This is a genomic window from Leifsonia sp. 563 (assembly GCF_040545055.1).
Lineage (GTDB): Bacteria > Actinomycetota > Actinomycetes > Actinomycetales > Microbacteriaceae > Leifsonia.
The window spans coordinates 155,781-181,865 of sequence record NZ_JBEPLE010000001.1; the positions used below are offsets into that span (position 1 = coordinate 155,781).

At 70.8% G+C, this 26,085-nt stretch carries 28 protein-coding genes; 16 read left to right on the plus strand and 12 right to left on the minus strand.

Annotated elements, in window-relative coordinates; all coding sequences use genetic code 11:
* Positions 1-8: 8 nt before the first annotated feature.
* The 3 genes from ABIC47_RS00715 to ABIC47_RS00725 are packed head-to-tail and all read right to left on the minus strand — an operon-like array spanning position 9 to position 2,534.
* Positions 9-503 (minus strand): hypothetical protein, encoded by a 495-nt coding sequence (locus ABIC47_RS00715; protein WP_354476399.1) that lies wholly within the window; start codon positions 501-503, stop codon positions 9-11.
* Positions 504-555: 52 nt separating this feature from the next.
* Complete coding sequence (locus ABIC47_RS00720; RefSeq protein ID WP_354476401.1) at positions 556-1,848, minus strand: MFS transporter; 1,293 nt, start codon at positions 1,846-1,848, stop codon at positions 556-558.
* Complete coding sequence (locus ABIC47_RS00725) at positions 1,845-2,534, minus strand: ArsR/SmtB family transcription factor (RefSeq protein WP_354476403.1); 690 nt, start codon at positions 2,532-2,534, stop codon at positions 1,845-1,847. Before ABIC47_RS00725 ends, ABIC47_RS00720 begins: the two co-directional genes overlap by 4 nt.
* Before the next feature lie 75 nt (positions 2,535-2,609).
* On the opposite strand from ABIC47_RS00725, the gene ABIC47_RS00730 reads away from it, so the two are divergent.
* Positions 2,610-4,055, plus strand: coding sequence for an MDR family MFS transporter (locus ABIC47_RS00730; protein ID WP_354476405.1), 1,446 nt, complete (start codon positions 2,610-2,612; stop codon positions 4,053-4,055).
* 67 nt (positions 4,056-4,122) lie between these two features.
* Here the strand turns inward: ABIC47_RS00730 and ABIC47_RS00735 are convergent, their stop codons facing one another.
* Both ABIC47_RS00735 and ABIC47_RS00740 read right to left on the minus strand, forming a co-directional pair.
* On the minus strand, positions 4,123-4,758 hold the full coding sequence (locus tag ABIC47_RS00735) for a G5 domain-containing protein (protein WP_354476407.1): 636 nt from the start codon (positions 4,756-4,758) through the stop codon (positions 4,123-4,125).
* A 99-nt stretch (positions 4,759-4,857) separates the two neighbouring features.
* Positions 4,858-5,499: a class I SAM-dependent methyltransferase gene (locus ABIC47_RS00740; protein WP_018191707.1), complete on the minus strand. Its 642-nt coding sequence runs from the start codon at positions 5,497-5,499 to the stop codon at positions 4,858-4,860.
* Positions 5,500-5,618: 119 nt separating this feature from the next.
* On the opposite strand from ABIC47_RS00740, the gene ABIC47_RS00745 reads away from it, so the two are divergent.
* Positions 5,619-6,527, plus strand: a complete 909-nt coding sequence (locus ABIC47_RS00745) for a DsbA family protein (protein ID WP_354476409.1) — start codon at positions 5,619-5,621, stop codon at positions 6,525-6,527.
* A gap of 135 nt (positions 6,528-6,662) precedes the next feature.
* Positions 6,663-6,986 (plus strand): hypothetical protein, encoded by a 324-nt coding sequence (locus tag ABIC47_RS00750; protein WP_354476411.1) that lies wholly within the window; start codon positions 6,663-6,665, stop codon positions 6,984-6,986.
* On the opposite strand, the gene ABIC47_RS00755 is transcribed toward ABIC47_RS00750, so the two are convergent.
* On the minus strand, positions 6,983-7,570 hold the full coding sequence (locus ABIC47_RS00755; RefSeq protein WP_354476413.1) for a TetR/AcrR family transcriptional regulator: 588 nt from the start codon (positions 7,568-7,570) through the stop codon (positions 6,983-6,985). The two genes, ABIC47_RS00750 and ABIC47_RS00755, sit on opposite strands and share 4 nt — an antisense overlap.
* 132 nt (positions 7,571-7,702) lie before the next feature.
* Here ABIC47_RS00755 and ABIC47_RS00760 point away from each other — a divergent pair, with 132 nt between their 5' ends.
* Genes ABIC47_RS00760 through ABIC47_RS00770 form a run of 3 tightly spaced genes read left to right on the plus strand, consistent with a single transcriptional unit; the run spans position 7,703 to position 9,533 of the window.
* A complete protein-coding gene (locus ABIC47_RS00760) occupies positions 7,703-8,299 on the plus strand; it encodes a DUF6230 family protein (protein WP_354476415.1) in 597 nt (198 codons plus the stop codon).
* Positions 8,290-8,820, plus strand: coding sequence for a DUF6114 domain-containing protein (locus ABIC47_RS00765; protein ID WP_354476417.1), 531 nt, complete (start codon positions 8,290-8,292; stop codon positions 8,818-8,820). Before ABIC47_RS00760 ends, ABIC47_RS00765 begins: the two co-directional genes overlap by 10 nt.
* A complete protein-coding gene (locus ABIC47_RS00770) occupies positions 8,817-9,533 on the plus strand; it encodes a hypothetical protein (RefSeq protein WP_354476419.1) in 717 nt (238 codons plus the stop codon). Before ABIC47_RS00765 ends, ABIC47_RS00770 begins: the two co-directional genes overlap by 4 nt.
* Positions 9,534-9,631: 98 nt before the next feature.
* On the opposite strand, the gene ABIC47_RS00775 is transcribed toward ABIC47_RS00770, so the two are convergent.
* Positions 9,632-10,246: a DnaJ family domain-containing protein gene (locus tag ABIC47_RS00775; protein ID WP_354476421.1), complete on the minus strand. Its 615-nt coding sequence runs from the start codon at positions 10,244-10,246 to the stop codon at positions 9,632-9,634.
* A gap of 101 nt (positions 10,247-10,347) precedes the next feature.
* On the opposite strand from ABIC47_RS00775, the gene ABIC47_RS00780 reads away from it, so the two are divergent.
* Together ABIC47_RS00780 and ABIC47_RS00785 are read left to right on the plus strand one after the other, a co-directional pair.
* Entirely contained in the window at positions 10,348-11,436 is a 1,089-nt protein-coding gene (locus ABIC47_RS00780) for an epoxide hydrolase family protein (RefSeq protein WP_354476423.1), read from the plus strand.
* Between the two features lie 194 nt (positions 11,437-11,630).
* The gene (locus ABIC47_RS00785) at positions 11,631-12,248 is read left to right on the plus strand and encodes a class I SAM-dependent methyltransferase (RefSeq protein WP_354476425.1); all 618 of its coding nucleotides are present in this window, start codon (positions 11,631-11,633) and stop codon (positions 12,246-12,248) included.
* A 103-nt stretch (positions 12,249-12,351) separates the two neighbouring features.
* Here the strand turns inward: ABIC47_RS00785 and ABIC47_RS00790 are convergent, their stop codons facing one another.
* Entirely contained in the window at positions 12,352-12,996 is a 645-nt protein-coding gene (locus ABIC47_RS00790; protein ID WP_354476427.1) for a hypothetical protein, read from the minus strand.
* Positions 12,997-13,116: 120 nt separating this feature from the next.
* Positions 13,117-14,568 (minus strand): FAD-dependent monooxygenase, encoded by a 1,452-nt coding sequence (locus tag ABIC47_RS00795; RefSeq protein WP_354476429.1) that lies wholly within the window; start codon positions 14,566-14,568, stop codon positions 13,117-13,119.
* Between the two features lie 218 nt (positions 14,569-14,786).
* Here ABIC47_RS00795 and ABIC47_RS00800 point away from each other — a divergent pair, with 218 nt between their 5' ends.
* Together ABIC47_RS00800 and ABIC47_RS00805 are read left to right on the plus strand one after the other, a co-directional pair.
* Entirely contained in the window at positions 14,787-17,369 is a 2,583-nt protein-coding gene (locus tag ABIC47_RS00800) for a winged helix-turn-helix domain-containing protein (protein WP_354476431.1), read from the plus strand.
* Positions 17,370-17,529: 160 nt separating this feature from the next.
* Positions 17,530-17,736, plus strand: coding sequence for a hypothetical protein (locus ABIC47_RS00805; protein WP_018191719.1), 207 nt, complete (start codon positions 17,530-17,532; stop codon positions 17,734-17,736).
* A gap of 34 nt (positions 17,737-17,770) precedes the next feature.
* On the opposite strand, the gene pdxR is transcribed toward ABIC47_RS00805, so the two are convergent.
* Positions 17,771-19,198: a MocR-like pyridoxine biosynthesis transcription factor PdxR gene (gene pdxR / locus ABIC47_RS00810; RefSeq protein ID WP_354476433.1), complete on the minus strand. Its 1,428-nt coding sequence runs from the start codon at positions 19,196-19,198 to the stop codon at positions 17,771-17,773.
* A 47-nt stretch (positions 19,199-19,245) separates the two neighbouring features.
* Here pdxR and ABIC47_RS00815 point away from each other — a divergent pair, with 47 nt between their 5' ends.
* The 4 genes from ABIC47_RS00815 (at position 19,246) to ABIC47_RS00830 (ending at position 22,861) form a co-directional block, all read left to right on the plus strand.
* On the plus strand, positions 19,246-20,436 hold the full coding sequence (locus ABIC47_RS00815) for an MFS transporter (protein WP_354476435.1): 1,191 nt from the start codon (positions 19,246-19,248) through the stop codon (positions 20,434-20,436).
* A gap of 26 nt (positions 20,437-20,462) precedes the next feature.
* Positions 20,463-21,032, plus strand: a complete 570-nt coding sequence (locus ABIC47_RS00820) for a dihydrofolate reductase family protein (protein WP_354476437.1) — start codon at positions 20,463-20,465, stop codon at positions 21,030-21,032.
* Between the two features lie 182 nt (positions 21,033-21,214).
* Complete coding sequence (locus tag ABIC47_RS00825) at positions 21,215-21,886, plus strand: MmpS family transport accessory protein (RefSeq protein ID WP_089876777.1); 672 nt, start codon at positions 21,215-21,217, stop codon at positions 21,884-21,886.
* 51 nt (positions 21,887-21,937) lie between these two features.
* Positions 21,938-22,861 carry a DUF4352 domain-containing protein gene (locus ABIC47_RS00830; protein WP_354476439.1) on the plus strand — a complete coding sequence of 308 codons (924 nt, stop codon included), beginning with the start codon at positions 21,938-21,940 and terminating at the stop codon, positions 22,859-22,861.
* 27 nt (positions 22,862-22,888) lie between these two features.
* Here the strand turns inward: ABIC47_RS00830 and ABIC47_RS00835 are convergent, their stop codons facing one another.
* A complete protein-coding gene (locus ABIC47_RS00835) occupies positions 22,889-23,542 on the minus strand; it encodes a response regulator (protein ID WP_354476441.1) in 654 nt (217 codons plus the stop codon).
* A 40-nt stretch (positions 23,543-23,582) separates the two neighbouring features.
* Positions 23,583-24,851, minus strand: a complete 1,269-nt coding sequence (locus ABIC47_RS00840; protein ID WP_354476443.1) for a sensor histidine kinase — start codon at positions 24,849-24,851, stop codon at positions 23,583-23,585.
* Between the two features lie 167 nt (positions 24,852-25,018).
* On the opposite strand from ABIC47_RS00840, the gene ABIC47_RS00845 reads away from it, so the two are divergent.
* Together ABIC47_RS00845 and ABIC47_RS00850 are read left to right on the plus strand one after the other, a co-directional pair.
* On the plus strand, positions 25,019-25,579 hold the full coding sequence (locus ABIC47_RS00845; RefSeq protein WP_354476445.1) for a DUF4352 domain-containing protein: 561 nt from the start codon (positions 25,019-25,021) through the stop codon (positions 25,577-25,579).
* A gap of 94 nt (positions 25,580-25,673) precedes the next feature.
* On the plus strand, positions 25,674-26,045 hold the full coding sequence (locus ABIC47_RS00850; RefSeq protein WP_089876784.1) for a PH domain-containing protein: 372 nt from the start codon (positions 25,674-25,676) through the stop codon (positions 26,043-26,045).
* The last annotated feature ends 40 nt before the right edge of the window (positions 26,046-26,085 follow it).

The following is a 26,085-nucleotide window of genomic DNA, read 5'->3' on the forward strand; positions in this document are numbered from 1 at the left end:
GAGCGCGATCAGGGCGCCGGGGTGAGCGTGCCGTACGGCGGGAGCGCGCCCGTCACGACCGGCACCTGCAGGCCGACCGAGTCTCCCCCGCTCGTGACCGTCACGGTCGTGAGCGAGCCGGGAGCCGAATTCAGGTCGCTCACCAGGCTCTCGTCGTCCGGCGGGTCGCCGAGCTGCTGGGTGTCGCGCGGGTCGAGGGACACGGTGATGCTCTGCCCGCCGCTCGGCGCGATCTCGACCTGCTGGGTGTCGTTCCCCTGGTTCACCAGCGTGACGACCAGGTTCGCCGTCGCGCCGTCGTCGCTGGTGACCAGCACGGCGTTGCCGACGAACACATCCCCGACGGTGGCGCTCGATCCGACGCTGGCCTCCTCGATGTCGAGGGTGTCCTGCGGCGCGAACAGGTCGCACGCGGTCAGTCCCCCGGTCAGGGCCGCGGCGAGCGCCACGGCGCCGACGGTGCGGCGGAACAGCGGGATGCGCGAGAGGGTGCGGTACGACATCATCCACCTCCGAGGGACCACGGTGGCAGCACCCTAGCGTCCGCGCGGGCCGTTACGTAAGACGGGTCCTCTCGCCAGCCACGTCGCTTCCGGCGAGCCCGCGCCTGTCGCGCAACGCCACGACTCCGATCAACCCGCAGAGCAGGTAGAGCGACGCCTGCACGTCGAGCACCGGGATGATGCCGCCCGAGTCGGCGAGGAGGCCGCCGATGAGCAGCCCGACCGCCTGGGCGGCACCGTCGAGGGTCGTGACCGCGGCGATCACCCTCCCGAGGGCGCGCGCGGGGACGGTCGTCTGGACGAGCGTGATCTCACCGGTCGCCGTCGTCACCCCGGGGATGCCCATCGCGATGAACAGCCCGGCGTAGACCCACAGGGCGGTGGTGAACGGAGCGAGGTTCCAGGTGACGAGCGAGAGCGTCCCGAACACCAGGTAGCCGACGCCGATCATCCAGCGCGGGGCCAGCCGTCGCGCCAGGGCGCCGGTCACCAGACCGCCGAGCACCCCGCCGATCGCCTGGACGCCGCGGATGATGCCCGCGCCGGTGTCGCCTGCGCCGAGGTTCTGCGTCACGTAGACGAGGAACAGCACGAGGAAGAGACCCTGGGCGACGCCGGCGAGCGCGGCGATGCCCGCGAGCGTACGCAGCGTGGCGGAGCGTGCGATCAGCGCGAGCCCCTCGACCCACTCGTGCAGGATGCGCCGCTCGGCGACCGCCGCAGGCTCGCCGTCCGCTGCCCGTGCGGCATCGGCCTTCCGCCGCTGCGGGCGCACGAACAGGACGAGCCCCGCGGTGATGAGGTACGACGCCGCATCCGCGATCACGACACCCGGCAGCCCCCACAGCGCGAACGAGAGACCGCCGAGCGGGGAGCCGACGAGCCGCGCGAGGCTGTCGCTCACGGCGATCAGGGCGTTGCCGCGAGCCAGCTGGTCGGCGCCGACCAGCTGCGGGATCATCGCCTGCCGCGCGGGGTTGATGATCGCGCCGAGCACCGCCTCGACGGCGGCGACCGCGTAGACGATGCCCATCCGGTCGGCGCTCGCCGCGAGGAGCGGAAGCAGGAGCAGTCCCTGCAACAGGGCGACGATGATGATCGTGCGGCGGTGATCCCACCGGTCGACCAGCACGCCGAGAAAGCTGCCGACGAGGAGCATCGGGACCAGCTCGACCAGGAAGACGGTGGATGCGCCGAGCGCCGACCCGGTCGCCGACAGGGCGAACAGCGGCAGCGCGATCATGAGCAGCCAGTCGCCGGTGTCGGAGACCAGTCCCGCCGTCCAGACGAGGGCGAAGTCGCGGCGGAGCAGCGGCGAACGCTCGCGGGTCGCTGTGGCGGTCACGACGCGCCTCCCTCGGAGTCCGTGTCGTGCTGCTCGGCCGAGGCGCCCGCCGCCCGCGCCGCCGCGATCGCGTCCGGGTGCCGGAAGGCGTTCAGGTGCAGCGCGACGACATCGCTGCCCTCGGGCGCATCCACTCGTGTGAGGGCGATGTAGGGGCGGATGAGCGCATCCAGCCCCTGCATCAGCTCGCGTAGCTCCGCCGGCGTCAGTTTCAGGGCGTACCCCGTCAGCAGGCTCGCCTCGCGCCACTCGATCGGCTGCTCGTCGCGCTGAGCGATGGCGCGGTGGACGAGGGCCGCCTCGTCGTCGACCTGCCGATCGGCGAGAGCGCGCTCGACGGTGTCCGCGCCGATCGCGAACTCGGGGTCCTCGGTGCGGCCGAAGGTCAGTCCGGTCGACGACGACCGGTAGGGGCGCTCGCGGCCGTCCTCCGCATCCACCGGCTCCACCAGCCCGACTTTGGCCAGCGCCCGGAGGTGGTAGCTGCAGTTGGATGCCGTGGAGCCGACGACGGCGGCGCACTCGCTGGCGGTGCGTGGCCCGAACGACATCAGGTGGTCGAGCAGCGCCAGACGGAGGGGATGCGCGAGCGCGCGCAGCGCCCGCGGGTCGGTGACCGTCGTGCGCCGTTCGGGACGCGCGCGGTCGGCGTCGGCGTTCCCTTCCGACCCAGTTATGAAAGACATGTTTCAGATTGTGCCGCCCATGCTCTTTCACGTCAAGCAGGGAATGCGACCGGCTCCTCCGCGTTGTTGACCTCTATGAACGAACCCACCCGAGCGAGCGTCGGATTCCGGTCCGAGCGCGGCCCCATCCTGATCGCCCTCATGCTGACGACCGGGCTCGTGGCCATCGACTCGACGATCCTCGCGACGGCGGTGCCCTCGATCGTCCAGGACCTCGGCGGGTTCGCGCAGTTCCCGTGGCTGTTCTCCGTCTACCTGCTCGCGCAGGCGGTGTCCGTCCCCGTCTATGCGAAGCTCTCCGACACCGTCGGCCGCAAGCCCATCGTGCTCATCGGCATCGCGCTGTTCCTGGTTGGGTCGGTGCTCTGCGGGTTCGCGTGGAGCATGCCCGCGCTGATCGCGTTCCGCGCCCTCCAGGGGCTGGGCGCCGGCGCCATCCAGCCGATGTCCATGACGATCGCCGGCGACATCTACACCGTCGCCGAGCGCGCCAAGACGCAGGGCTACCTGGCGAGCGTGTGGGCCATCTCCTCGGTCGTCGGGCCAACGCTCGGCGGCGTGTTCTCGCAGTTCCTGTCGTGGCGCTGGATCTTCTTCGTCAACATCCCGCTCTGCATCCTGGCCGCGTGGATGCTCATCCGCAGCTTCCACGAGAGCATCGAGCCGCGGAAGCACCGCATCGACTACGCGGGAGCCGCGCTGCTGACCGGCGGGATGACGCTGATCATCCTCGCGGTGCTCGAGGGCGGACAGGCGTGGGCGTGGGACTCGGTGTGGAGCATCGGCTCGTTCGCGCTGGGCGGCGTCCTGCTGGTCGCGTTCGTCCTCGTCGAGCGGAGAGCAGCGGAACCCGTGCTTCCGCTCTGGGTGTTCTCGCGGAGGCTGCTCGTCACCACGACCCTGATCTCGCTCGGCGTCGGCGCCATCCTCATCGCCCTCACGTCGTACGTGCCCACCTACCTCGAGGGCACCATCGGCGTCGCCCCCATCGTGTCCGGCCTCGCCGTCGCCGCCCTGACTCTCGGCTGGCCGATCGCGGCCAGCCTCTCCGGCCGCTTCTATCTGCGCATCGGGTTCCGCAACACGGCACTGCTCGGGATGAGCATCGCCATCGTCGGTGCGATCTCGCTCGCGCTCACCTCGCTGACCCCGTCCGTCCTGTTCGTCGCGGTCAGCTGCTTCGTCGTCGGTCTCGGGATGGGCCTCATCGCCACCCCGACCCTGATCGCCGCCCAGTCGAGCGTGGCCTGGAACGAGCGCGGCGTGGTGACCGGGAGCAACATGTTCGCGCGCTCCATCGGCAGCGCGGTCGGCGTTGCCGTGTTCGGTGCCATCGCCAACGCGATCATCGGGGCGTCCGCCGGCGGCGCGCACGCCGCGGCGACCATCCAGCAGGCGTCGACCGCCGTCTTCGTCGCGGTCGCGATCGCCGCCGTTCTGACGATCGTCGCCGGCCTCGCGATGCCGCGCTCACGCGTGGAGGACGTGGAGCTCGGTCGGGCGCCGGCCGCATCGAGTTGACGCAACACGCCGTGCGCGCACTCGCCCGCACGGCGTGTTGCGTCAACCAGACCGGTTGCGGGGGGCGTCAGCCGTCGCAGCCGGTGCCGTCGCCGTCGCGGTCGAGGTCGTAGATGTCGGAACCCACCACGGTCACCGGTCCCTGCACGTAGGCGGGGCCGTTTCCACTGCCGCCCGCACAGTCCACGTCCGAGGCGATCGGCACGCAGGCTCCGGTGTAGTTGGGATCACAGCCTCCACCGGGCGCGGGAGCAGGAGCAGGAGCAGGCGCGGGAGGAGGCGGCGGGGCGGGCTGCCTGCTGCCGACGCTGGTGACCTGGTCCACGGGCGCCGTCGTCACTGTTTCGGAGACCAGCTCGCGGGAGGTCTCCACCCCATCGACGTACGTGACCCGATAGGTCTTCGTCTTCACGCCGTTGGCGCCGGCGGTGGTGACGGCCGACCAGCCGACGTCGTGCCCGGGGTCGTCGGCGTTCGTGGCGGCGAACGGGATGGCCTCGTCCGCCGTTTCGGTACGCACCTCGACGCTCGGCGTCGGGCTCGGCGTCGCGGACGGGGATGCGGATGCCGACGAGGTGGACGACGTCGCGGCGGCGTCCTCCGCCGCGGGATGATTGGCCGCGTTCGCCGCGATCCCCACTCCGAGGACCAGGGCCGCGCCGAGTCCGATCGCCGCCCATCCCTTCGCTCCTACGCGCGCCACATCCACTCCTTCGGGTCGATCGCCCGAGAACCGGGCGACACCTGAAGGCTAAAGAAGTGAGAACTCCTCGGTATAGCCCGCGAACAGGGGGTGGATGCGTCAGCCCGGCAGGCGGGTGAGCACGACGAACTCGTTGTAGGTGAACGCCTTGCCCGCGAAACGCGGCAGCGGGAACGAGTACTCCCGCTCGACTGTGAGGCCCAGACGGTCGGCGAGGCGGTGGAGGCCGTCGAAGTCGGTGAACGCGACATGGGTGGCGTCACTCGCGTAGCCGCGCTCCTGCGGCGTGATGAAGAGGACGTGACCGCCCGGCTTCACGTACGGCAGGTACGTCTGCACCAGCTCGACCGCGAAGTCCGGGTCGACGTGCTCCACGACGTGGGCGAGCAACAGCGAGTCGAACGCACCGGGCACCGCGTACTCGGTGGAGGGGAACTCGTCACTCGTGAACGAGGTCAGCCCGCGCGCCCGCGCGATCGCCACCGACTCCGCGTTGTGGTCGACGCCGACGCCGTTGTTGCCGAGGTGCGCAAGGTTGCGGCCGAGGCCGCTCCCCACATCCAGCACCCGTCCGAGGTGCAGCCGGCGGATGTTCCAGCGGTACGGCGCCTGTACGTTCAGCGTTCGGCGCCACCAGCTGGTGTCCAGGCGACGAAGGCGCTCCGCGTAGTCGGCGCCCGCGGTGTCGCGGCCCTCGTTCGGCTCCGCGCCGGTTCCGTGCCCTTCGGAGTCCGACGGCATCAGCTGGCTCGGTCTGTCGACTGCATGCGTCCACGGTAGAGCACCCGGTACAGCGCCTTCAAAGCAAAGTCCCCCTACGATCATGTGAGAACTGTCCACTGTTCGATGGGATGAGCTGAATGGCAACTGGCAGAGGGACGACTGGTCCTACCAAACGCGACCGCCGTGAGGAGGCGCGCGAAACCGCCAGGAGGATGCGCGAAGAGGCCGCCAAGAAGGCCAAACGGCGCAAGATCATCGTTCAGGGATCGGTCATCGCCGGCGTCATCGCCGTGCTCGCCATCATCGGCGTCGTCATCTTCACCACGGTGGGAACCGGGGGCGCCGGAGCCGCGAACCCGAAGAACATGGCCAGCGGCGGCATCCTGCTCGAATCGTCGAGCAAGGCCGTGACCACGCCGGCGATCCCGTCGGGCGGCCAGCCGACGCCGAACAAGATGGAGCTCGACGGCAAGACCGCGCACATCCAGATCTGGCTCGACTACCAGTGCCCCTACTGCGACCAGTTCGAGACCACGAACGACGACCAGATCAAGCAGTGGATGGCGGACGGCTCGGCGACGGTCGAGATCCACCCCGTCGCGATCCTCGACAGCGTCCAGAACAAGAACTACTCGACGCGCGCCGGCGCTGCCGCATCGTGCGTCGCCAACTCGCAGCCGAACAAGTTCTGGGACGTCAACTCCGCGCTCTTCGCGAAGCAGCCGGACGAGCAGACCGGCACCGGGCTCACGAACGCCGAGATCCTCAGCATCTTCAAGGATGCGGGCGTCAGCTCCAAGGCCGTCACCGACTGCGTGAACAACCAGACGTACGCCGACTTCGTCACCGCGATGACGAAGGACGCGACGACCAACTCGCAGCTGAAGAACCCGACGACCGGCGGTTTCGGAACCCCGACCGTCTTCGTCAACGGCGAGCGCTACCAGGGCGGCTTCACCGACGCCTCGCAGTTCGCCGCGTTCACGCAGGCAGCCGTGAAGGACGCCGGCTCGGGCAAGACCATCACCTTCCCCACCGCCAAGTAACGCGAGCTCTATCCGACAGCTCCTGAGTTTTTCGCCCGAATCGTCACGATCGGGCGGAAAAACTCAGGAGCTGTCGGCTTTGGACGGGGTGTAGCGTCGGGGGCGACAGGGCTGGAGAGCGGAAGGGACGAGGCGATGGATCGGATTCCGGAAGACGGCGTCGAGGGCGTCGAGGTCGGCGAGACGGATGCGGGCGAGACGCCCGGCTGGGCCGATCCGGCCGACGGCGACGTCGACTACGCGCTCAATGACCCCGAAGCCGAGGCCGACTTCGCCGACGAGCTCGTCACGAACGACGCGGTCGCCGGCGAGACGATCTGGCCGGGACCGGGCGACGGCAACGACGGCCCCACCGGAGGCCAGGCGCGCGAGGCCGAGCCGGTCTACGACGAGCACGGCGACGAGCCGGAGGATGACGGCGTGCTGACCGAAGACGACGTCGAGGAAGAGGGCATCTAGCCCAGCGCATCCACCACTCCGCGGGCACTTCGCTCGAGGAAGCCGACGATCTCCTCCGACGGCAGGTCGGTGCCGATCGCGCTCTCGACGAGCGTCTCCTCGGCGAACGCGATCCACGATCGCAGCGCGATGCGCAGTAGGACGGTATCCGGCACGCCCAGTTCGAGGAACACCGCGATCACGCGATCCGCCTGCTCCCCGCGGGCCTCCTCCACGACCTGGCGCACCTCTGTATCTCCCGAGGCGACGCCGCGCACCAGCGAGTAGAACGTCCCGCTGTGCTCGCGCACGAAGGCGACGATGCGCTCCAGCGTGTCGTGGAGGCGGTCCAGCGGCGCGAGGCCGGCGACCGGCTCCGTGGCGTGCAGCATGCTGTCGCGGGCCGTCCGCACGACCTCCCGATGGAGCCCCTGCTTCGACCCGAAGTAGTGGAACAGCAGCCCGCGCGAGACGCCCGCGCGCGCCGACAGCTCCTCGATGGAGAGCTGGTCCAGCGGGTTGTCGGCGAGGAACGCCACCCCGAGCGCGACGAGCTGCCCCCGACGCTCGTCCGGCGTGAGCCGTGTGCGCCGGTCGGTGTCCATGCTTCGAGACTATCGGCCGCCTCCCGAACGCTGAGGTGCCGGATCACCTATTGACAGCCTGTCAATAACGTCTAAGCTCGCATCTGGACCTGACTGCGCCGACGCTGTCAAGTCCCCCGAACAGGAGGATCGATGAAGTTCCGAAAGCTCGCCGGGTCGCACGCCGGACGGATCGCGCTCGCCGCCGTCCCTGTCGCCCTCGTCTCCACCGTGCTGATGACCGGCGTCGCCCAGGGCGCCGTCCCCGTCTCCTTCGCCGTCTCCGGCAGCCAGTTCCAGATCAGCGCCACCAAGCTCGACGGCACCGGATTCTCGCAGTACGCCGGCGTCGCGCCCGACACCGCGGGCAAGGAGCACCAGGTCGCCATCGCGAACATCAAGTCCGCCACGCTCTCCGACCTCTGCCAGGCCGTCGTCACCGACACCCCGCTCGGCAAGGTCGGGATGCTGATCACCGCCGGCGGCGGCGGGAACCCGGCCTCGGCCTCCGACCTTCAGATCGGCATGACCGACCTCAAGGGCGACTCCGAGTTCCACAACATCCGCATCGGCGTCGACGCCTCCACCGTGAACACCACGGCAAAGGGCTCTGCAGGCGACTTCGCGCAGGATGCGGACACGGTCACGATCACGAACCTCCAGCAGACCGCGTGGAGCACCCAGGCCTCCGTCTTCACCCTCAGCGGCATGCACGTCGAGCTGACCGACGGCTCGAAGGGATGCTTCTGATCGTGGCCCGCGCGCACGCGAACGGCCCGATCGCGGCCGGCGAGGAGACGACCGCGCCGAGCGCCCGCGCGCGCTTCCGCGCGTGGCGCCGCCGCCGCCCCTTCGTCGGCGGTCTGCTGACCGCGATCGGCGGCGTCGAGATGTTCTTCTCGGGGCAGCTCGACATCGGCAAGATCCACGTGCAGCTCGGCATCGAGGGGCTGCAGGCGACGATCATTCCGATCCTGCTGGTGCTGCTGGGCATCCTGGTGATCGCGATGCCCGCGCACGGCATCTTCTACGGCGTGATCGCGCTGGCGGTCGCCGTCTACTCGCTGGTCGGCGTCAACCTCGGCGGGTTCTTCATCGGGATGCTGCTGAGCAGCATCGGCGGCATCCTGACGGTGGCGTGGATGCCGAAGAAGGCCGAGGTGGATGCGGCGGGCGCCGAGGGGGACGACGACGCGCGTGCCGCCTCTTCGGCCGCTGAATCGCCGGCCGCTTCGCCCGCCGCTTCATCCACCGAAGGCACGATCGCATGAGGCGGGGCCGCTCCGGCATCGTCGCGGGTGCCCTCGTCGCGTGCATCGCCGCCGCCCTCGCGGGCCTCGGCGCCGCACGCGTGCCGACCGCGGCTCCCGCCGCGCTGTGCATCCCGATCATCATGCCGTGCAGTTCGCCGACGCCGACCCCGACGCCCACGCCGACCGGCACCGGCATCCCGGGCGTCCCCACGCTGCCGATCCCGGGCGCTCCGGGCGCGCCGACCGCGCCCAGCTCCCCCACCCCGACGCCGACGACTCCAACGGCCCCGGCCACTCCCGCGGGACCGGACGCGACCGCTCCCGTCTTCACCCAGCCGCCCGCGCAACTCGGCAGCAGCTCGCTGTCGTTCTCCGGGCTCAAGGGCATCAGCGTCGTCACGGTCCCGCTCGCCGATGGCAGCCGCGTCCCGGTGCTCAAGATCTCGGCCGACAGCATCACCATCGACGGCTTCAGCCTGACCGTCCGCAAGGAGACCGGCCCCAAGCTCGCGACCACCGCCGACCAGATGGCGCTCCGCGGCAATGTGCAGGTCTACCTCGACTCGGTGACCGCGACCGGCCCCGACGGTAAGACCCTGACCCTCGGCGCGGCCACACCTCCCCCGGCGGACGGCCTGCCTCCCCAGCTGCTGCGCGTCACACTCGGGCTCGTCGGGGTGACGGCGGACAGCATCCACTTCACCAACCCGCACCAGCACCTAACCGAGTAATAGCCCCGTCGCTCCCACCTATCCCGCTGACGCAACACGCCGTCGGGGTGTCGCCGTCGACGGCGTGTTGCGTCAACGGCAGGGAGTGGATGCGGGCCTCAGCGCCCGCGCCGCAGCCGTCGCCGCTCGCGCCAGCTGAGCGCCGCATACGCCTCCTGCTCGGCCCGCCGCCTCGCATCGGCCTCGCGGATGCGCTCGTCGCGTCGCTGCCGCCACCGGGCGACCTCCTCCTCGACATCGCGGGTGCGCGTAATCACGGGCGGGCCGCCCTGCAGCTGCCTGCGAGCCTCGATCACGCGCCGGTTGAAGCTCTCGAGGTGCTCCCGCACGGCGCTCTCCGACGCGAGCCGGTCGAGTTTGGCGTCGAGCTCCGCGTCCTCGGTGCGCAGCAGCAGCGCCGGCGGCCCGAGTCCGGTCAGCTGCTCGCGCTCGATCTTGCGGCGGATCCACCAGTCCGGGTCGTGCGTCCCGGTGAGCCCGGGCAGCGGCTTGCCCGCGCCGGGCAGGTTGTCGAAGTCGCCGCGGCGCATCGCCTGCTGGATGGAGGTCTCCACGATCTGCGCGCGCTGTTCCATCGTGGGCTGGCCGGGGTTGGCTTCCTCCACCGGCTCTCCGCGCGCCTCCGCGTCTCGTCGCAGGCGGTAACGCGCGGCCTCGACGAGCGGGTCGGACTCCCGAGGCGCGCGACGGATGTCGTCGCGGTTGCGGCCCATGCATCCACATTACGCCCGGCCGCCGACGCTCCGCCGGGGGTTGCGACCATCCCGTCGCCGGTGCCGGTGGCGCTGTCGGTGGCAGCGACTACGTTCGGCCCATGGAGTTCCGCATCGAGGTGCCGCAGACCGTGCTCGACGACCTCCGGCGCCGGCTGGAGGCGACCATCCTGCCCGAGCCGACGCCGGGCCCGGAGTGGTCGAACGGCATTCCGCCGCGCGTGCTGGCGGCGCTGGTCGACCGGTGGCGAACGGGGTACGACTGGCGCGCCTTCGAGCGGCGGGTCAGCGAATACGAGCAGCGGATAGTGCACGTCGAGGGCTCCGACGTTCACGTCGTGCGCCTCCCGGCGCGCCGCGCGTCCGGCCTCCCGATCGTCCTCACCCACGGTTGGCCGTACTCGTTCGCCTCGATGCTCGACCTCGCCGATCTGCTCGCGGAAGACCGCGACGTCGTCGTCCCGTCACTGCCCGGGTACGGCTACTCGGCGGCGCTGCCCGAGCCCTTCTCCGCCCAGGGCGTGGCTCGCCGGTGGAACACGCTGATGACCTCCGAGCTGGGATACGACCGCTATCTGACCTACGGAGAGGATGTCGGCGCGGGCGTGAGCGACTGGCTGGCGGGGACGCATCCCGAGTCGGTCGCCGGAATCGTCGCCACGCATGCCTCCTTCTCTGGGCGTTCCCGGCCGGGCGTCGAACTGACGGAGGAGGAGACCGAATTCCTGCGGTCGGTCGCCCGACCCGAGGAGTCCGGGTACGCGCACCTCCAGGGCACGCGTCCCGACACGCTCGCCGCCGCGCTCCTCGACTCCCCCAGCGGTCTGCTCGCCTGGATCGCCGAGAAGGTGGCTGCATGGAGCGACGGCGACGGGCTGGAACACTTCGAGGTGGATGACGTGCTCACCAACGTCGCCCTGTACTGGGTCACCCGCTCCATCGGCACGAGCTTCCGCCCCTACCGCGAGTCGCCGGACGACGACGACCTGCACCCGCTGATCGAGGTTCCGGCCGCGATCGTTATCCAGCGGCACGAAGCCGCCTACCCGCGGTCGCTCGCCGAGAAGAGCTACACCGACATCCGCTCGTTCGAGCGCCTGGAGCGCGGCGGCCACTTCACCGCGTGGGAGGCACCCGAGGCCGTCGCGCGCACGGTGCGTGAACTGGAGATGAACATCCGGAATTCATAGCTGCAGACCGGTTGACAACACAGGAAAGCCCTTTACTGTGTGCACTAAGCAACGGATGGCAGGCTGAACCGCAGGGGGCGGGCAGCTGTACTGCGTTCCCGGTGCGCGGCGGTCGGCTTTTTCGGGTGAGCCGGCCGTCGCTAATTCTTTCGCGGCCCTCCCTCGTCGCTCCGGACCTCGGTACGCTGGCCGCCGTGACGGATGACGAACACCTCCGGGCCGTGCGCGAACGCTTCGACGACCGCGCGCCCACGTACGACGAGAGCGCCATGCACCGCAACCTCGCCGCTGCCGTCGCCGGCTTCGTCGACCTGACCGGGGTGGAGGCGGTGCTCGACGTCGCGACCGGCACCGGCCTGGTGCTCCGCGCCCTCCGCGACCGCGGCTTCACGGGAAGCGCCACCGGTGTGGACCTCTCCCCGCGGATGATCGCCGAGGCCCGCCGCCACCTCCCGGACGCCGACCTCCTCGAGGCGGATGCGACCCGCCTGCCGCTCGGCGACGGCACGTTCGACCTCGTGACGTGCGTCACCGGACTCCAGCTGTTCCCGCATCCCGTCGCCGCCATCGCCGAGTGGACGCGGGTCCTCCGCCCCGGCGGGCATGCCGTCACGGCGACGTTCCTCACCTTCGATCCGTCGAAGCACCGCTCCGCCCCACCGCAGGCGTTCATCGACCACGCCCCGTTCGACTCCGTCGAGCACCTCGCCGACACCGTGGAGGCCGCCGGCTTCCGCATCGCCCGTACCACAACGTGGACGGACGGCGCCGACGAGCTCCTCCTCGCCGAACTGACCCTCCCCACCTCCTGACACCGCATCCCCCACCGTCGAGTCCGCACAAACTTGACGCCCTCACGGCGCGTCGCGTGCAAAGTTTGCGGACTCGACGGTGGGGGTGGAGCGGCGCGAGCGGTTAGGCGCGGGACTCGCGGGCGAGACGCCGCATGGTCCAGAAGCAGCCGAGGAACGCGAACGCCAGGGCCAAGACCACCTGCGGCAGGTACGCCTGCCACAGTTCGCCGTTGTTGAAGATGTTGTCCGCGAACAGTCCCCAGAAGTCCGGGTCGGTCAGCGCCTGGGTCAGCGGGATGCCGACCGCGCTGACGAGATCGGTGAAGATCCCGGCGAGCAGGCTGAGCACCACGGTCACGACCACGATCGCGACGAGCCCCCAGAAGGCGCCACGCGTGACGCGCGCCTTCGAACCGGCGCGATACAGCCACACCGCTCCCGCCGCGACACCCCACGACACGATGGAGGCGACGAAGCCGATGTTCCACAGGATGGTCCACGCGATCACCCCGGCCGGGATGATGACGAGCGCGAGCGCGAGGCCCCGGCCGACCCGCTCCTGCTGGGTGAGCGGTCCGCCGGGCGCGAGCGATTCCGCCGACGGGTACTCGGCCGCGGAAGGCGCGTCGGCATCCGCCGGCGGCGTCGCGGCAGGTGCCTCCGCGGGCACCGCTGCCGCCTGCTCCTGCGCCGGCTCCTGCGTCGGCTCCCCGGGCGCGAGCTCCCCGTATCGCGGCTGAGTTCGGTCGTCTGTCGCGTCGGTCACGCGTGTCCCCCATCCCGGCCTCCCACCGAGGCGCGGAGGACAGCCTCCCACACCCGCAGCCCGCGAGTCTCGCCCCGACCGCACCCCATTTCGAGGCGCACGCCCACGGTCAGGGAGGACTCACGCGACCCCGAACCAGCGCGCCAGCCGAACCTCCAGCTCCTCCTGCGAGTTCCCGACCCAGACCACGTGCCCGTCGGGCCGCAACAGCACCGCCGGCGCATCCAGCTCGTCACTGACGTCCGACACGAGATCGACCCGGCCCGCCCATCCCGCGACGCTGAGCGTTCCCGTCTGGTCGAGCAGCAGCCCGCGCCCGTCGTGGAGGTGCTCGTACAGCCGCCCCCGCGACAGCCGGACGTCACGCAGCCGCCACCCGAGCAGCCCGCCCGCGTCCGAGACCGCGTCCACCTCCCCTACGTCGTACCGCACCGCGATCCCGGCGACCTTCGCGCCGAAGAACTCCCGCACCCCGTCAACATCCATCAGCTCGGTCAGCAGCCGCCGCACCGCCTGCGGCCCGGGCTCCGGCGAGATCAGCTCGCTCTGCGCCCGCGTGATCGTGAGCACGTCCTCCGCCGCCGGGTGCCGCTCGCCGAAGTAGGTGTCGAGCAGCCCGTCGGGCGCCCATCCCCCGACCTCCGCGGCGAGCTTCCAGCCGAGGTTGAAGGCGTCCTGGATGCCGAGGTTCAGTCCCTGCCCTCCGAGCGGCGGGTGGATGTGCGCAGCGTCGCCCGCGATCAGCACCCGCCCGACGCGGTACCGCTCGGCGAGCCGCGTCGCGTCGGTGAACCGCGTGATCGAGCGCGGCGAGTGGATGCCGAAATCGGTTCCCGCAAACGCCCGCAGCTGCGTCCGGAACTCGTCGAGCGTCGGCGGCACCGACCGGTCCTCCGACACGGATGCGGCCGGAACGACCGCCCGGTAGAGCCCCTCGCCGTTGGGCCCGATCCCGAAGCCGCGGTGAATCTTACGCACCTCCTCGGAGACTGCGGCGATCTCCTCCGCCGACGAGGTCGCCTGGACCTCGCCGAGGATCCACTCGGTGGTCGCCGCCTCGCCGGGGAAGCCGATCCCGAGCGTCCGCCGCACCAGGCTGCGCCCACCGTCGCAGCCGACCAGCCAGCGTCCGCGCACCCGCTCGCTCGACGCGAGCTCGACCTCCACCCCGTCAGCGGTCTGCGAGAACCCGACGACCTCCGCGCCGCGGCGGATCTGCGCCCCCAGCTCGGCCGCGCGCTCGGCGATGATGCGGTCGGTGACGGGCTGGGGCATCCCGAGGATGTAGTCGTGCGTCGTGTCGAGGTGCACCGGCCGCGGGCTCGGGATGCCGGCGAACCGTCCACCGCCTGGGTAGGCCGTGCCGGCCGCGAGGAAACGGTCGAGCAGCCCACGCGAGTCCATGATCTCGATGCTGCGCGGGTGCAGGCCGAGCGACCGGACCGCGGTCGTCGGCTCCACGTCCCGCTCCAGCACCAGCACCTCCACGCCGTGCAGGCGCAGCTCGCTCGCCAGCATCATGCCCGTCGGCCCGCCCCCGCTGATGATCACGTCGAACACGTCAGAACCCATGCGTCTCCCCATCCTCGCTTCCGCCGCGCGCCACGATTTCACGCGCGACCAGCCATTCTGGTGGATGGGATGGGCCTTGCCGCAAGCCCCCGCCCGACCGGTATCCTGGAAATGCAGGAGGGGGCGTCATCTTTCCAGTCGAGCATCCCGAGGTCGTCACCCCTGTGGGATGATTTCGGCAGGCGCAGACCCGACGCGCGCCGACCGGAGCCGCCTCGATGCCAGACCATCGCCTCGCCCCCGTGCACGCGGTCGACCGCCCCGCGCTGTTCGAGTTGCTGGATGTCGGCGTCCGCGGCCCATTGACGGTCATCATCGCCCCGGCCGGGTCCGGGAAGACCGTGCTGCTGTCCCAGTGGACGGCCTCGCGCCCCGATCTCGCGGTCGCGTGGTTCCATGCGACGCGGGCCGACCGCGATGTCACGCATTTCGCCCGCCGCTTGGCGGCCGACCTCGCCGCCGCGCATCCCGCCGTGGCCGAGGTGCGCCCGGCTGCCGAGGCGACCGGCGGCCTCGGCGAGAGCTATCTCGAGGCGCTCGTCGGCGCCCTGGCAGAGGCGGGTGTCGAGATCGTGATCGTCATCGACGACGTCCACGTGCTCCTGCCCGAACTGGTGGACGACCTGTCGAACCTGGCCGACCGCCTCCCGCCGAACGCCCACCTCGTGCTCGCCTCCCGCTCGGACGCCGGGATGCGGCTGACCCACCACCGTCTACAGCACGCGCTGGTCGAGATCCGGCAGCACCAGCTGACCTTCGCCGACGACGAGACGGAGGACCTGCTCGGGCGGCTCACCGGCTCCGCGGTCGACCTCCGCACCGCCGCGACCGTCCGCCAGCACACCGACGGCTGGGCCGCGGGCGTCCAGCTTGCGGGGCTCACCCTGCGTTCGCGGCCGGGCGAGGATCTGGTGGCCAGTCTCGCGGAGTCCGACCGGTTGATCGTCGACTATCTGGGCGAGGAGGTGCTCGACGCGCAATCGCCCGAGCGGCGCGAGGCCCTCTTGCGGCTGTCCGTCGCCGACGAGCTGCACCCCGACCTGGTGGCCATCCTGACGGAGGCGGATCTCGGCGTGGACCTGCTCGGCAGGCTGGAGCGGGAGTCGATGTTCCTCTCCGCTCTTCCGGAGAAGCCCGGCTGGTTCGCCTTCCACGCGCTGTTCCGGAAACTGATGCGGATGCGCCTGCGAGCCGAGCATCCCGGCCTCGAGCGGACGCTGCTAGTGCGCGTCGCCGACTGGTCGCGCGGGCGCGGGGACACCGCGACGGCCGTCGAGGCGCTGCTGCGCGCCCAGGCCTGGGACGACGCGATGGAGCTGGTCGTCACCTCCGGCCGGGAGGTGTTCGAGCGCGGCTACGTCGCGACGGTGGCGCGGTGGCTCGGGACGGTCCCGGACGACATCCGGCGGACGTCGGTGGATGCGGAGATCGTCTACGCGATCACGTATGGGATGACGGGACGCGCGCGGGAGGCCGCCGAGTTCCTCCGCAGTGTCGCCGCGCGGTCGGACGTCGACCCCGGGCGCCGCGCGGTCGCGCTGGCGTGGCTGGGCGTCACCGTGCAGTTCAACCCGCCGGCGGAGACCGCCTACGAGGAGGCGGCGAGCGCCGTGGCGCTCCTCCTCGCCGACCCCGATCTGACCCTGCCGGACCTGCTCCAGCTGAACCGCCGTGACCTGCTGCTCGCGATCTCGCTGGTGGCCGCCGGGCGCGCGCAGCTGTTCCTCGGCAACCTGGACGAGTCGCAGGAGTGGATCGAACGGATGCTGAACTCGGCGGGCGGGCAGTACACGCCGTACCGCATCCACGCGCTCGGAAGCCTGGCCGTGGCCGACGCCTTCAGCGGGCGACTCGTGCGCGCCGCGGCCCGGGCCGATGAGGCCCTGCGCCTGGCCGAGGAGTCCGCACTGCTCGACCATCCGGCGACCGGGGATGCGCACATCGCGCTCGCGCTCGTCGCCGTCCGGCGGGGACGGCCGGGTTCCGGCGCGCTGTCGCTGCGGGAGGGTGTGCTGCGCGCTTCCTGGAACGCCCGGCTGCAGTTGCTGTGGCTGGCCGTGCTGGCCGAGCGGCTGGGGCTGCCGCCCGATGCAGAGCCCGAGGTCGCCGATCCCGTCACCGAGGCGCCGCCGATCGTGCAGGTGGAGTTGGATGCGCTGCGCCTCCGTCATGCCCGGCTCGCCGGACAGCCGGAGCCGGCGCACGACTCTCCGGCCGCGTGGTCGCCGGTCGCCTTCGAGGAGATCGTCGGACGGCTGGCGCGCGGCGACGTCTCGGCCGCCGGGCGCCGCCTCGACGAGTTGCCGCCCGCCGGACCGTCCGCGTCGATCGTCGAGCGCGTCGAGCGCGACGTCGCTCGGGGATGGTTCCTCGCCGCCGCCGGCGACCGCGCCGGCTCGGAGCTGCACCTGGCTCGCGCGCTGGCCGTCGCCGAGCCGGAGGGTCTGATCGACGTCTTCGTGCGCGCCGGCCGACCCGTCGCCGGACTGATCGAGGCGCTGCCCGGCGCACCCGACGCCTTCCGCCGCGAGGTCGTGCGGCTCGCGGGGCTGGTCGTGAGCACCCGGCCCGACGAGCTGCCAGATCCGCTCACCCGTCGCGAGCTGGCCATCCTCGCCTACCTGCCGACACGCCTGTCCAACGCCGAGATCGCGGCCCGGGGCTACGTGTCGTTGAACACCGTGAAGACCCACATCGCGCGCATCTACCGCAAGCTCGACGTGCAGTCGCGCGCGGCCGCGGTCGACCGTGCGGCGGAGCTCGGCCTGCTGGAGCCGCTGGACCTGGTCGACGAGCGCTGACGCCTGCACGCCGTTCCCACCGCACCTGCACAAGGTCACCCCGTTCGGGTGACGCCGCCGGCCGCCCCGCGCCTTAGCGTCCTCGATGTAGTGATGCGACTCTCGTGCCGGTCGGAGGTTCGGGCCCTCCGGCCGGCATGGGTTCGGGGAAGGAGCGGACGTGACCTACATCGATCTGCCCATCGGGCTGACGCCTCGCCGCGGGGCCGAGTTCCATCTGATCCGGTGGACGCGCGGACGCGAGGAGTGGACGGCCGAGACCATCATCGCGGTCTACATCTCGTCCACGCTGACCGAGTGGATCGTCGACCACCACGGACGCCGGATACGGCTGTCGCGCCAGGAGTGGCTGCGCTACCTGCCGTGAGTCGGACGCCTCGCCCTCCAGACTGGCAAGGCGCTCACCTCAGCAGGTCGGCGACCGCCGCGATCCCATCGCGGATCGCCTCGACGGACGTGTTGCCGAAGCCGAACACGAGCTGCGGGGGATGCGCGCTGCGCGTCGAGCGGTAGGTGCTCATCCCGTACAGCCGGACTCCCCGCTCTGCGGCCGCCGCGATCACGGCCTGCTCGTCGGCACCCCTCGGCAGGTGGGCGACCGCGTGGAATCCCGCCGCGAGACCGGTGAGCGGGAGGCGCGGAGCAGCCTCCCGCAGCGCCGCCGCGAGCGCATCCCGCCGTGCTCCGTACAGTGCGCGCATCCGCCGGAGGTGCCGGTCGTAGCGTCCGGACTCGATGAGCCGGGCGAGCGCGACCTGGTCGAGCGTCGGCGCACCGCGGTCGGCCGCCTCCTTCGCCGCGGTCAGGGCCTCGACCAGGTGCACGGGTGCGACGGCCCAGCCGAGCCGCAGGGCCGGCGCGAGCGACTTGCTGACCGTGCCGAGCGTGACGACGCGGTCGGGCGCGAGTCCCTGCAGCGATCCGACCGGCTCCCGGTCGTAGCGGAACTCGGCGTCGTAGTCGTCTTCGACGATCACGGCGTCGCGGCGCTCGGCCCAGGCGATGAGCGCGTGGCGGCGCTCCGGCGCGAGCACGACGCCGGTCGGCCACTGGTGCGCCGGGGTGAGAACGACGACGCGTGCGCCGCTCGCGTCCAGCGCATCCACATCGATCCCCGAATCGTCGACCGCGACCGGCACCGCCGTCCCGCCCGCCGCTTCCGCCGCCCGGGTGACCGTGCCGATCGAGCCGGGGTCCTCGACCGCGACCCGTGTCATCCCGCGGTCGGCGAGCGCACGGAACGTCAGCGCGATGCCCTGTGCGAACCCCGCGCAGACGACGACCTGGTGTGGATGCGCGCTCATGCCGCGCACCCGGCGGAGGTAGGAGGCGACGACGGTTCGGAGGTCCGCATCCCCTCGGGGGTCGCCGTAGTCGAAGGCGGCGTTGGGGGCGGTGCGGGTGGCCTCGCGCAGGGCCCACGTCCAGTCGTCGCGCGGGACGGTGCCGAGGTCGGGGACGCCGGAGGCGAAGTCGGCGATCCACCGGCGAGGCGGGTGAGGGTCGGGCGTCGTCATCGGTGCGCCGGGGGCCGTCGAAGCCCCGGCCGGCTCGACACGCAGGTCGGCGACCCGGGTGGCCGATCCGGTCTGGGCGACGAGGTACCCCTCCGATCGCAGCTGCTCGTAGCAGTCCTGCACCGTGCCGCGGGCGACACCGAGGCTCCGGGCGAAGTCGCGCGACGACGGCAGCCGCTCCCCCGCGCTCAGCCGTCCGGTCTGGATGGCATCCCGCAGCTGGGTCTGGAGCTGCGACCGCAGCGGCTCGCCCGAGTCCCGGTCGAGCTGGATCAGCAGCTCGGGACTCGAATTGGACCACTCCACCGCCATGGCAATGGATCTTACTGCTGAGCCACCCGGTTCCTAGTGTCGTACCCATGACCGCGACGACACTCACCACCACCGCCCCGACCACCGGCCGCACCGCCCGGCCGCGGCTGATCACCCGCCCACTGCTGCTGCGCTTCGTGTCGATCGTGGCGTGCTCCGTGGGGTTCTTCCTCCCGCTGGCCGTCGTGCCGCTGCTCGCCGAGTCGGCCTCGCCGATCGCGGGCGGCCTGGCGAACGGCGCGTTGCTCGGGGCGACCGTGGCGGGCGAACTGGTCTCGCCCTGGCTGATGCAGCGGCTGGGCGCTCGCGCGGTGCTCGCCGCCGGCCTCATCCTGCTCGGGGCTCCGACCTTCCTGCTGCTCGGCTCCTCCTCCGTCCCCGCGCTCGTCGCGGTCGGGGTGCTGCGCGGCCTCGGCTTCGCCCTCGCCATCGTGGCGGGCGGTGCCGTGACGGCCGCGCTGGTCCCCGCGGAGCGTCGCGGCGAGGGGCTGGCCGTCGCCGGCCTGGTCAGCGCCGTCCCGTCGCTGATCGCGTTGCCGCTCGGCGTGACCTTGACCGCCGCGGCCGGACCGGCTCTGGTGTTCTGGATCGCCGGGGCGGCGCCGCTGCTGGCCCTCGCAACCGTCGCCGGCCTGCCCGGACGGTCGCTCCGCCCTGCATCTCCGGTCGAAGCCGCATCGGCCGGCATCCTCGCCGGACTGCGCTCCCCGTCGATCCTCCGCCCAGCGCTCGTCTTCGCCGCCTCCGCCGCCGTGGCCGGTGTCGTCGTCACCTGCGTCCCCGGCGCGCTGTCCGGCGGTGCCGTCGCCTTCGGCCCGGCGCTGCTGCTGGTGCAGCCCGCCACCACGGCTGTCGGCCGCTGGGTTGCGGGCCGGTTCGGCGACCGCGTGGGCCACCGTCGGCTGTTCGTCCCCGGCATCCTGCTCTCGGCGGCGGGGATGGCCGCGCTGGCCGCGACCTCGAACATCCTGCTTCTGCTCGCCGGCGCAGCCCTCTTCGGCCTCGGCTTCGGCGCTCTGCAGAACGCGACGATCGCCGACATGTACGCCAACGCCGACGAACGCCAGTTCGGGACCGTCAGCGCCCTCTGGAACGCCGGCTACGACGGCGGAATGGCCGTCGGCGCCCTCGCCGTCAGCGCGCTGGCCGCCCTGATCGGCAGCCCGCTCGCCTTCCTCATCCTCGCGCTGGCCCTCCCGCTTGCGCTCACCCTGGTCCGCCGGCACCGCGCCGCCTGACCGAATCTCACGAAGGAGAAACCACCATGGGAACCATCACCGCCGCCATGTTCCTGACCGTCGACGGCTACACCGAGACCACGGACGGCGAACTGATCTCGCCGGACTGGTCGGATGACATGCAGCAGTACTGGTCCGGCGCGAACGCGCACGAGGGCCAGACCCTCCTCTACGGCCGCGTCGCCTACGAGTTCAACGCCGGCTACTGGCCCACCGCGGCCGCCGACGAGAACAACCCGGAGGACTACCGCGCCTTCGCCCGCACGATGAACGCCCTCCCGAAGGTCGTCGTCTCCAACACCCTCGAGAACCCCGGCTGGAACACCACCGTCGCCCGGGGTCCGCTCCCCGACGTCATCGCCCGCCTCAAGCACGACATCGACGGCGAGATCGTCGCCGTCGGAGGCCTGTCCCTGGTCGAGTCGCTCGTGTCGGCGGGGCTCGTCGACCGCTACCGTCTGCTCCTCATGCCGCGCCTTGCCGGAAGCGGGCGATCGGTGTTCGCGTCCGGTGGTCCGGGTGCCGACCTGGAGCTGGTGTCGTCGCGGACGATGGACACGGGGGCGCTGCTGGTGGAGTACGTAGCGCGGGGGTGACGGGTCGCCCGCGCCGTGATCGTAGCTGAGACTCGAGGGGCAGCGTGGCGTGAGCAGCGGGCCAGCGGCATCGCGGACCCCCCTTCGGGGGTTGGAAGAGGAAGTCTCATTTCTGAGAGCCTAAGAAGGCTTTGGAGGACCTATGCCTCCGCTGCAGATTTCCACACAGCAAAGGACCACGAATGAGCACCCTTCCTCCGCCGCCCGCACCCGAGCAGCAGTACGCAGCACCCGCGCCTCAGAAGACCGGTAACGGCCTCGGCATCGCTGCACTGATCCTCGGAATCATCGCGCTCGTCAGCGCCTTCATCCCGTTCCTGAGCTACGGCGCGTGGTTCTTCGGTCTCATCGGTCTCATCCTCGGGATCATCGGGCTGGTCCAGAAGAACAAGTCCAAGGGCGTGGCGCTGACCGGCACGATCCTCTCGGGCGTCGCGATCATCCTGTCGATCGTCATGTCGATCGTTTACACGGCGGCTTTCGCCTCGGCGGTCAACGACGCCGTGAACGATGAGATCAAGAAGCAGGATGCGGTCGCCTCCCAGCCCGTCGAGGTCGTTTACGACGTCACCGGAACGAGCACCGACACCACCATCGTGTACTCGACGTACGCGGATGGCGGATCGAAGTCCGAGACGGCGTCGAACACGCCGCTGCCGTGGACGAAGACGATCTCCGTCAAGAAGGGTGGCACGTTCGACTTCAGCAGCTTCTCCGTCACGGCGACCGCCGGCCAGGACGGCGGCGACGTCGCGTGCAAGATCACCGTGGGCGGCAAGGTCGTCTCCGAGCAGACCGCCACCGGGCAGTTCGCCACGGTGAGCTGCCTCGCCACGGGCACCGGCGACGAGTAAGGCTCTCGTGGGTCCCGCCGTACGCGCGGCGGGACCCATGTCGCTACGACGATGACGAATCCTCCTGCCGGCTGGTACCCGGATCCCGAGTATCCCGGACAACAGCGCTACTGGGACGGCTCTGCTTGGACAGTGAACCGAGCCCCGAGCGGCCCGGCAACGCCCCGCGACTCCTCCCCCTTGCGCAACGACGGGGGTGACAACGCTCGCCCCTCGCGTGATTCGTCCCTTGCGACGCTCGCGCTGATCCTCGCGATCATCGGATTCGTCTTCGGCGTGATCCCGTTCGCAGCATGGATCGCGTGGCTGTTGTTCGTGCCCGCGCTGGTTCTCGCCATCCGCGCCCTCGTGAAGGGTCAAGCGGGCAAGGGACAGTCGATCTCGGCGATCAGCGTCGCGAGCATCGGTTGGCTGATCGCATTGTTCGTCGGCATCGCATCGTTCGGGATCGCCGGCGGGGCCACCCCCGATGCCGAGCCGGCGGCCCTTCCGACCTCACCGAACGCCACTGCGCCGTCTCCGACCCCCACGCCAAGCCCGAACCCGGCCGTTCCGAGCCCAGCCCCGTCCGCCCCTCCGTCGTTGCCCGGCATCGGGCAAAGCGTCGCGAGCCGGAGCGGAGTCTCCTTCACCGTGACAGGCGTTCAATGCGGTCTCGGAACGCAGGATGACGTTTTCGGCACGGTCGCGCCGAAGGGCCAGTTCTGCAAGGTCGACTTCGTCGTCGCCAACGGCAGCTCGCAACCGCAGAACGTCTCCACGTGGGACGTCTTCGGGTACATCGGAAACGCCCGCTACGAAGCGGACACCAGCCTGGGCAGCTTCGGAGAAGACTCCTTCTCGACCACCGTCAACCCCGGGCTCAGCGTCAATTGCAGCGTCTACTTCGATGTGCCCGCCGGAGCCGGCCTCGACCGCGTGAAGCTGATCACCGGCTGGTGGGGAGGCGACGGCGCTACGGTGACGCTGCACTGATCGGCTCGGACCACACGGCCCGCATTCTCAGGCACCGGAGCGCGCGACCACCACGGCAAGTTCGGTTCGCGTCCGGACGCCCCACTTCGCACGGATCCCCGCGAGGGTGGACTTGACGGTCGTCTCCGCGACGAAGAACGTCTGCGCGAGTTCCGCGTCGGAGGCCCCGTTCGTCACCGCAATGGCGAACTCGCGTTCCCGAGGCGTGAGTTCCGCCATCTTCGCGGCGGCGTCGCGTCGCGCGGTCGCACTGCGCGCGTCCCGGACCCAGGCGGAGAGCTGGCGCGCCGCGCGCGGCGAGAAGGCGGCATCGCCGGCCGCGACCTGACGGACTGCTTCGATGATCCGGTGCGGGTCCTCGTCCTTCAGCATGAACCCGGCGGCTCCGGCACTCACGGCGTCGAGTACGCGACCGTCCTCGTCGAACGCCGTCATCATGAGGAAACGCGGACGAACGCTGTCGAAGGATTCGACGACCGCGACGCCGTCCATCCTTGGCATTCGGACATCACAGAGGACGACGTCGGGATGGTGCAGGGCGACAGCCTGCGCGACCTCATCGCCATCGGAACAGCGTCCGACGACCTCGATGTCGCCCGCAGCTCCGAGAACCGCGGCTACGCCGGCCGCGGCCATGGGATCGTCATCGACGACGAGCACGCGGATGTGAGGGTCGGTCACAGACCGGAGTCTATCGAGCGGTACAGCCGGCTCGCGAAACTCAGCTCGGCGGGGACCTCCACGGCAGCCATGCGACGATCGCGAAGGTGCCATCCTGGGTCGTTCCGGCCTGGAAGGACCCTCCCACCAGGGCGACCCGCTCGCTCATGCCGGTGAGACCGTGTCCACCGCCGACCGAGGTCGGTTGCGCGCCTGGCGTCAGCCAGTTGGTGGTCGAGATGGTGAGACCCGCCCCCGGTGCGCCCCTGACCTCCAGACGGATCGGCGTGCCCGGCGCATGGCGTCGCGCGTTCGACAGGGACTCTTGAACGATCCGGTAGCAGGCGTGCGCGACGTGAGGATCGCAGGACGCGGGGTCCGTGATCACCAGCTGGGCCCGCACGTCCGCGCCCTCCCGCAGCGCAGCGTCCACGAGCCCGGCCAGGTCGGCCAAACCGGTACCGCCTGCGGTCGGGGATGGATGCCGGAGAACCTGCACGACATCCCGAAGCTCGTCCAAGGAATGCTGTGCGGTCTCGCGAACCGCACGCGCTGCTGCCGCCGCTTTCTCATCCGAGCCCCCGACGGTCAGTTCCAGCGCTCCGGCGTGCAGAGAGAGGGAACTCAGCCGCGCCGCCAGTGTGTCGTGCAGCTCACGGGCCAGTTCCTGCCGCTCGCGCTCCCGCTCGACCTCCCTGTGGAGGAGCGCGACATTCCGGTTGGCCGCCTCCGTGCCGCGCTGGGCGACGTCGCGTTCGGATCGCAGCTGCCGGACGAATCCGAAAGCCGCGAAAGGGACGACCATCACCCCGGCGACGATCGGCACAGCCCAGTACAGCGCCAACCGCTCGGGGGTACCGGCGGCCGGTTCGCCGACGAAGTCGGAGAGCAGCGAGACGTGCGAGGCGACATCCCAGCAGAGCGCCACGACGGTGGCAAGGTAGGTGGCGGCCACGAATGCCCAGCGCCTCCATCCCGTCGTGACGGCGGTGACCGCGGCGAGGCTGACCAGCGCGGGAAGGGGCGTCGTCGGGAAGACGACCGCACCACCGATGGCGAGCGAGGAAACGAGCACCGGATATCGGTGACGCCACACGAGCGTCACCGAGACGGCGATCATGGCGAATGCCCCGACAGTGGCGAGCAGCTGAACGGGTGGGGCGAACGTCGATCCCTCACCGGCGTGTATTCCGCCCGCCGAGATGGCCAGCAGGGCGCACAAAACGGACAGTCCGACCGAACCGACGAGCGCCCATGCGCGTCGGGCGCGAGAAGGTTCCGCCGCGGTGCGTGGCCTCTGTGCGCTCGGCGCGGGCGGGGTGTGTGCCATGAACCGATCGTAGAGGCGGCGACTCGCCGGACTGCGCCGCCTTTCGGAGGGGCAGCGCCCCTCCTTTCGTCCGGCGGGCTCGGACCGAACCGGGGTGCCGAGACCCTCCCGCCTCACGATTCGCTTGGTGGGCCGAATAACCGGCATCGCATCCACCAGGAGGACCCATGTTCCGTCGAATCACCGCACTCGCCACCATTGCCGCGCTCGCGACCGGGCTGGCACTGACCGGCTGCAGCAGCACGCCGCAGCCGGCCGGGGGCGCCGGGGGCACGGGCGGCAATGCGTCGGCGCCCGCTGCTTCGGCGCCCGCTGCTTCGAAGCCCGCGGCGCCTGGCTTGAACACGCCCGTGAAGGTCGGCTCGTTCGAGTACACGGTCCTGGGGTCTCAGGAGGCGGGCACCACCGTGGGAACATCTCCGCTGACGCAGACCGCCCAGGGAACGTACCTCCAGGTGGATCTGAAGATCGCCAACACGGGCAACAGCGCCGCAACCTTCATCGTCAACTATGTGAAGCTCGTCGACGCCTCCGGGAAGACGTTCGACGCCGACCCGACCGCGACGCTCTACGCCAGCCCGGATCAGAGCGCCTGGGTCGCCGCCATCAACCCCGGCAACGCGATCCAAGGTCCGATCCTCTTCGACGTCCCCGCGGGCACTCAGGCGGCGAGCATCCAGGTGAGCGACAACGCCTTCTCGAAGGGGCAGACCATCACGCTGCACTGACGCGCCGGATCGATGGGGCGGTGGACGGTCGAAAGGCCCCACCGCCCCGCACTGGGGTGATGCTCACCGACTTCTCGCCTGACAGGCTTGCGGGATGGAAACTGCACCGATCACCGCCTGGACCCTTCACAACGAAATCCCCATTCCCGAGGATGTGACTCCTCTTCTCGTGGATGGCGAGCAGGCGGTGGCGGCATTCAAGACGTTTCGTGACTCGGCGATCTTCACCACCAAGCGACTGATCGTCCGCGACGCGCAGGGCGTCACCGGCAAGAAGGTGGAGATCTACTCCCTCCCCTACAGCTCCATCAACATGTGGTCGTCCGAGAACGCCGGCAAGCTCGACCTGAACGCTGAAATCGAGCTCTGGACGCGTGCAGGGCACATCAAAGTGAAGCTGGGCCGCGGCGCTGACGTTCGCCGGCTCGACAGCCTCATCGCCTGGGCGGTCCTGCACGCTCATTAGCCGGCCAGCGAGCGGACACCTCCGATGTCCGCGGTCCCTG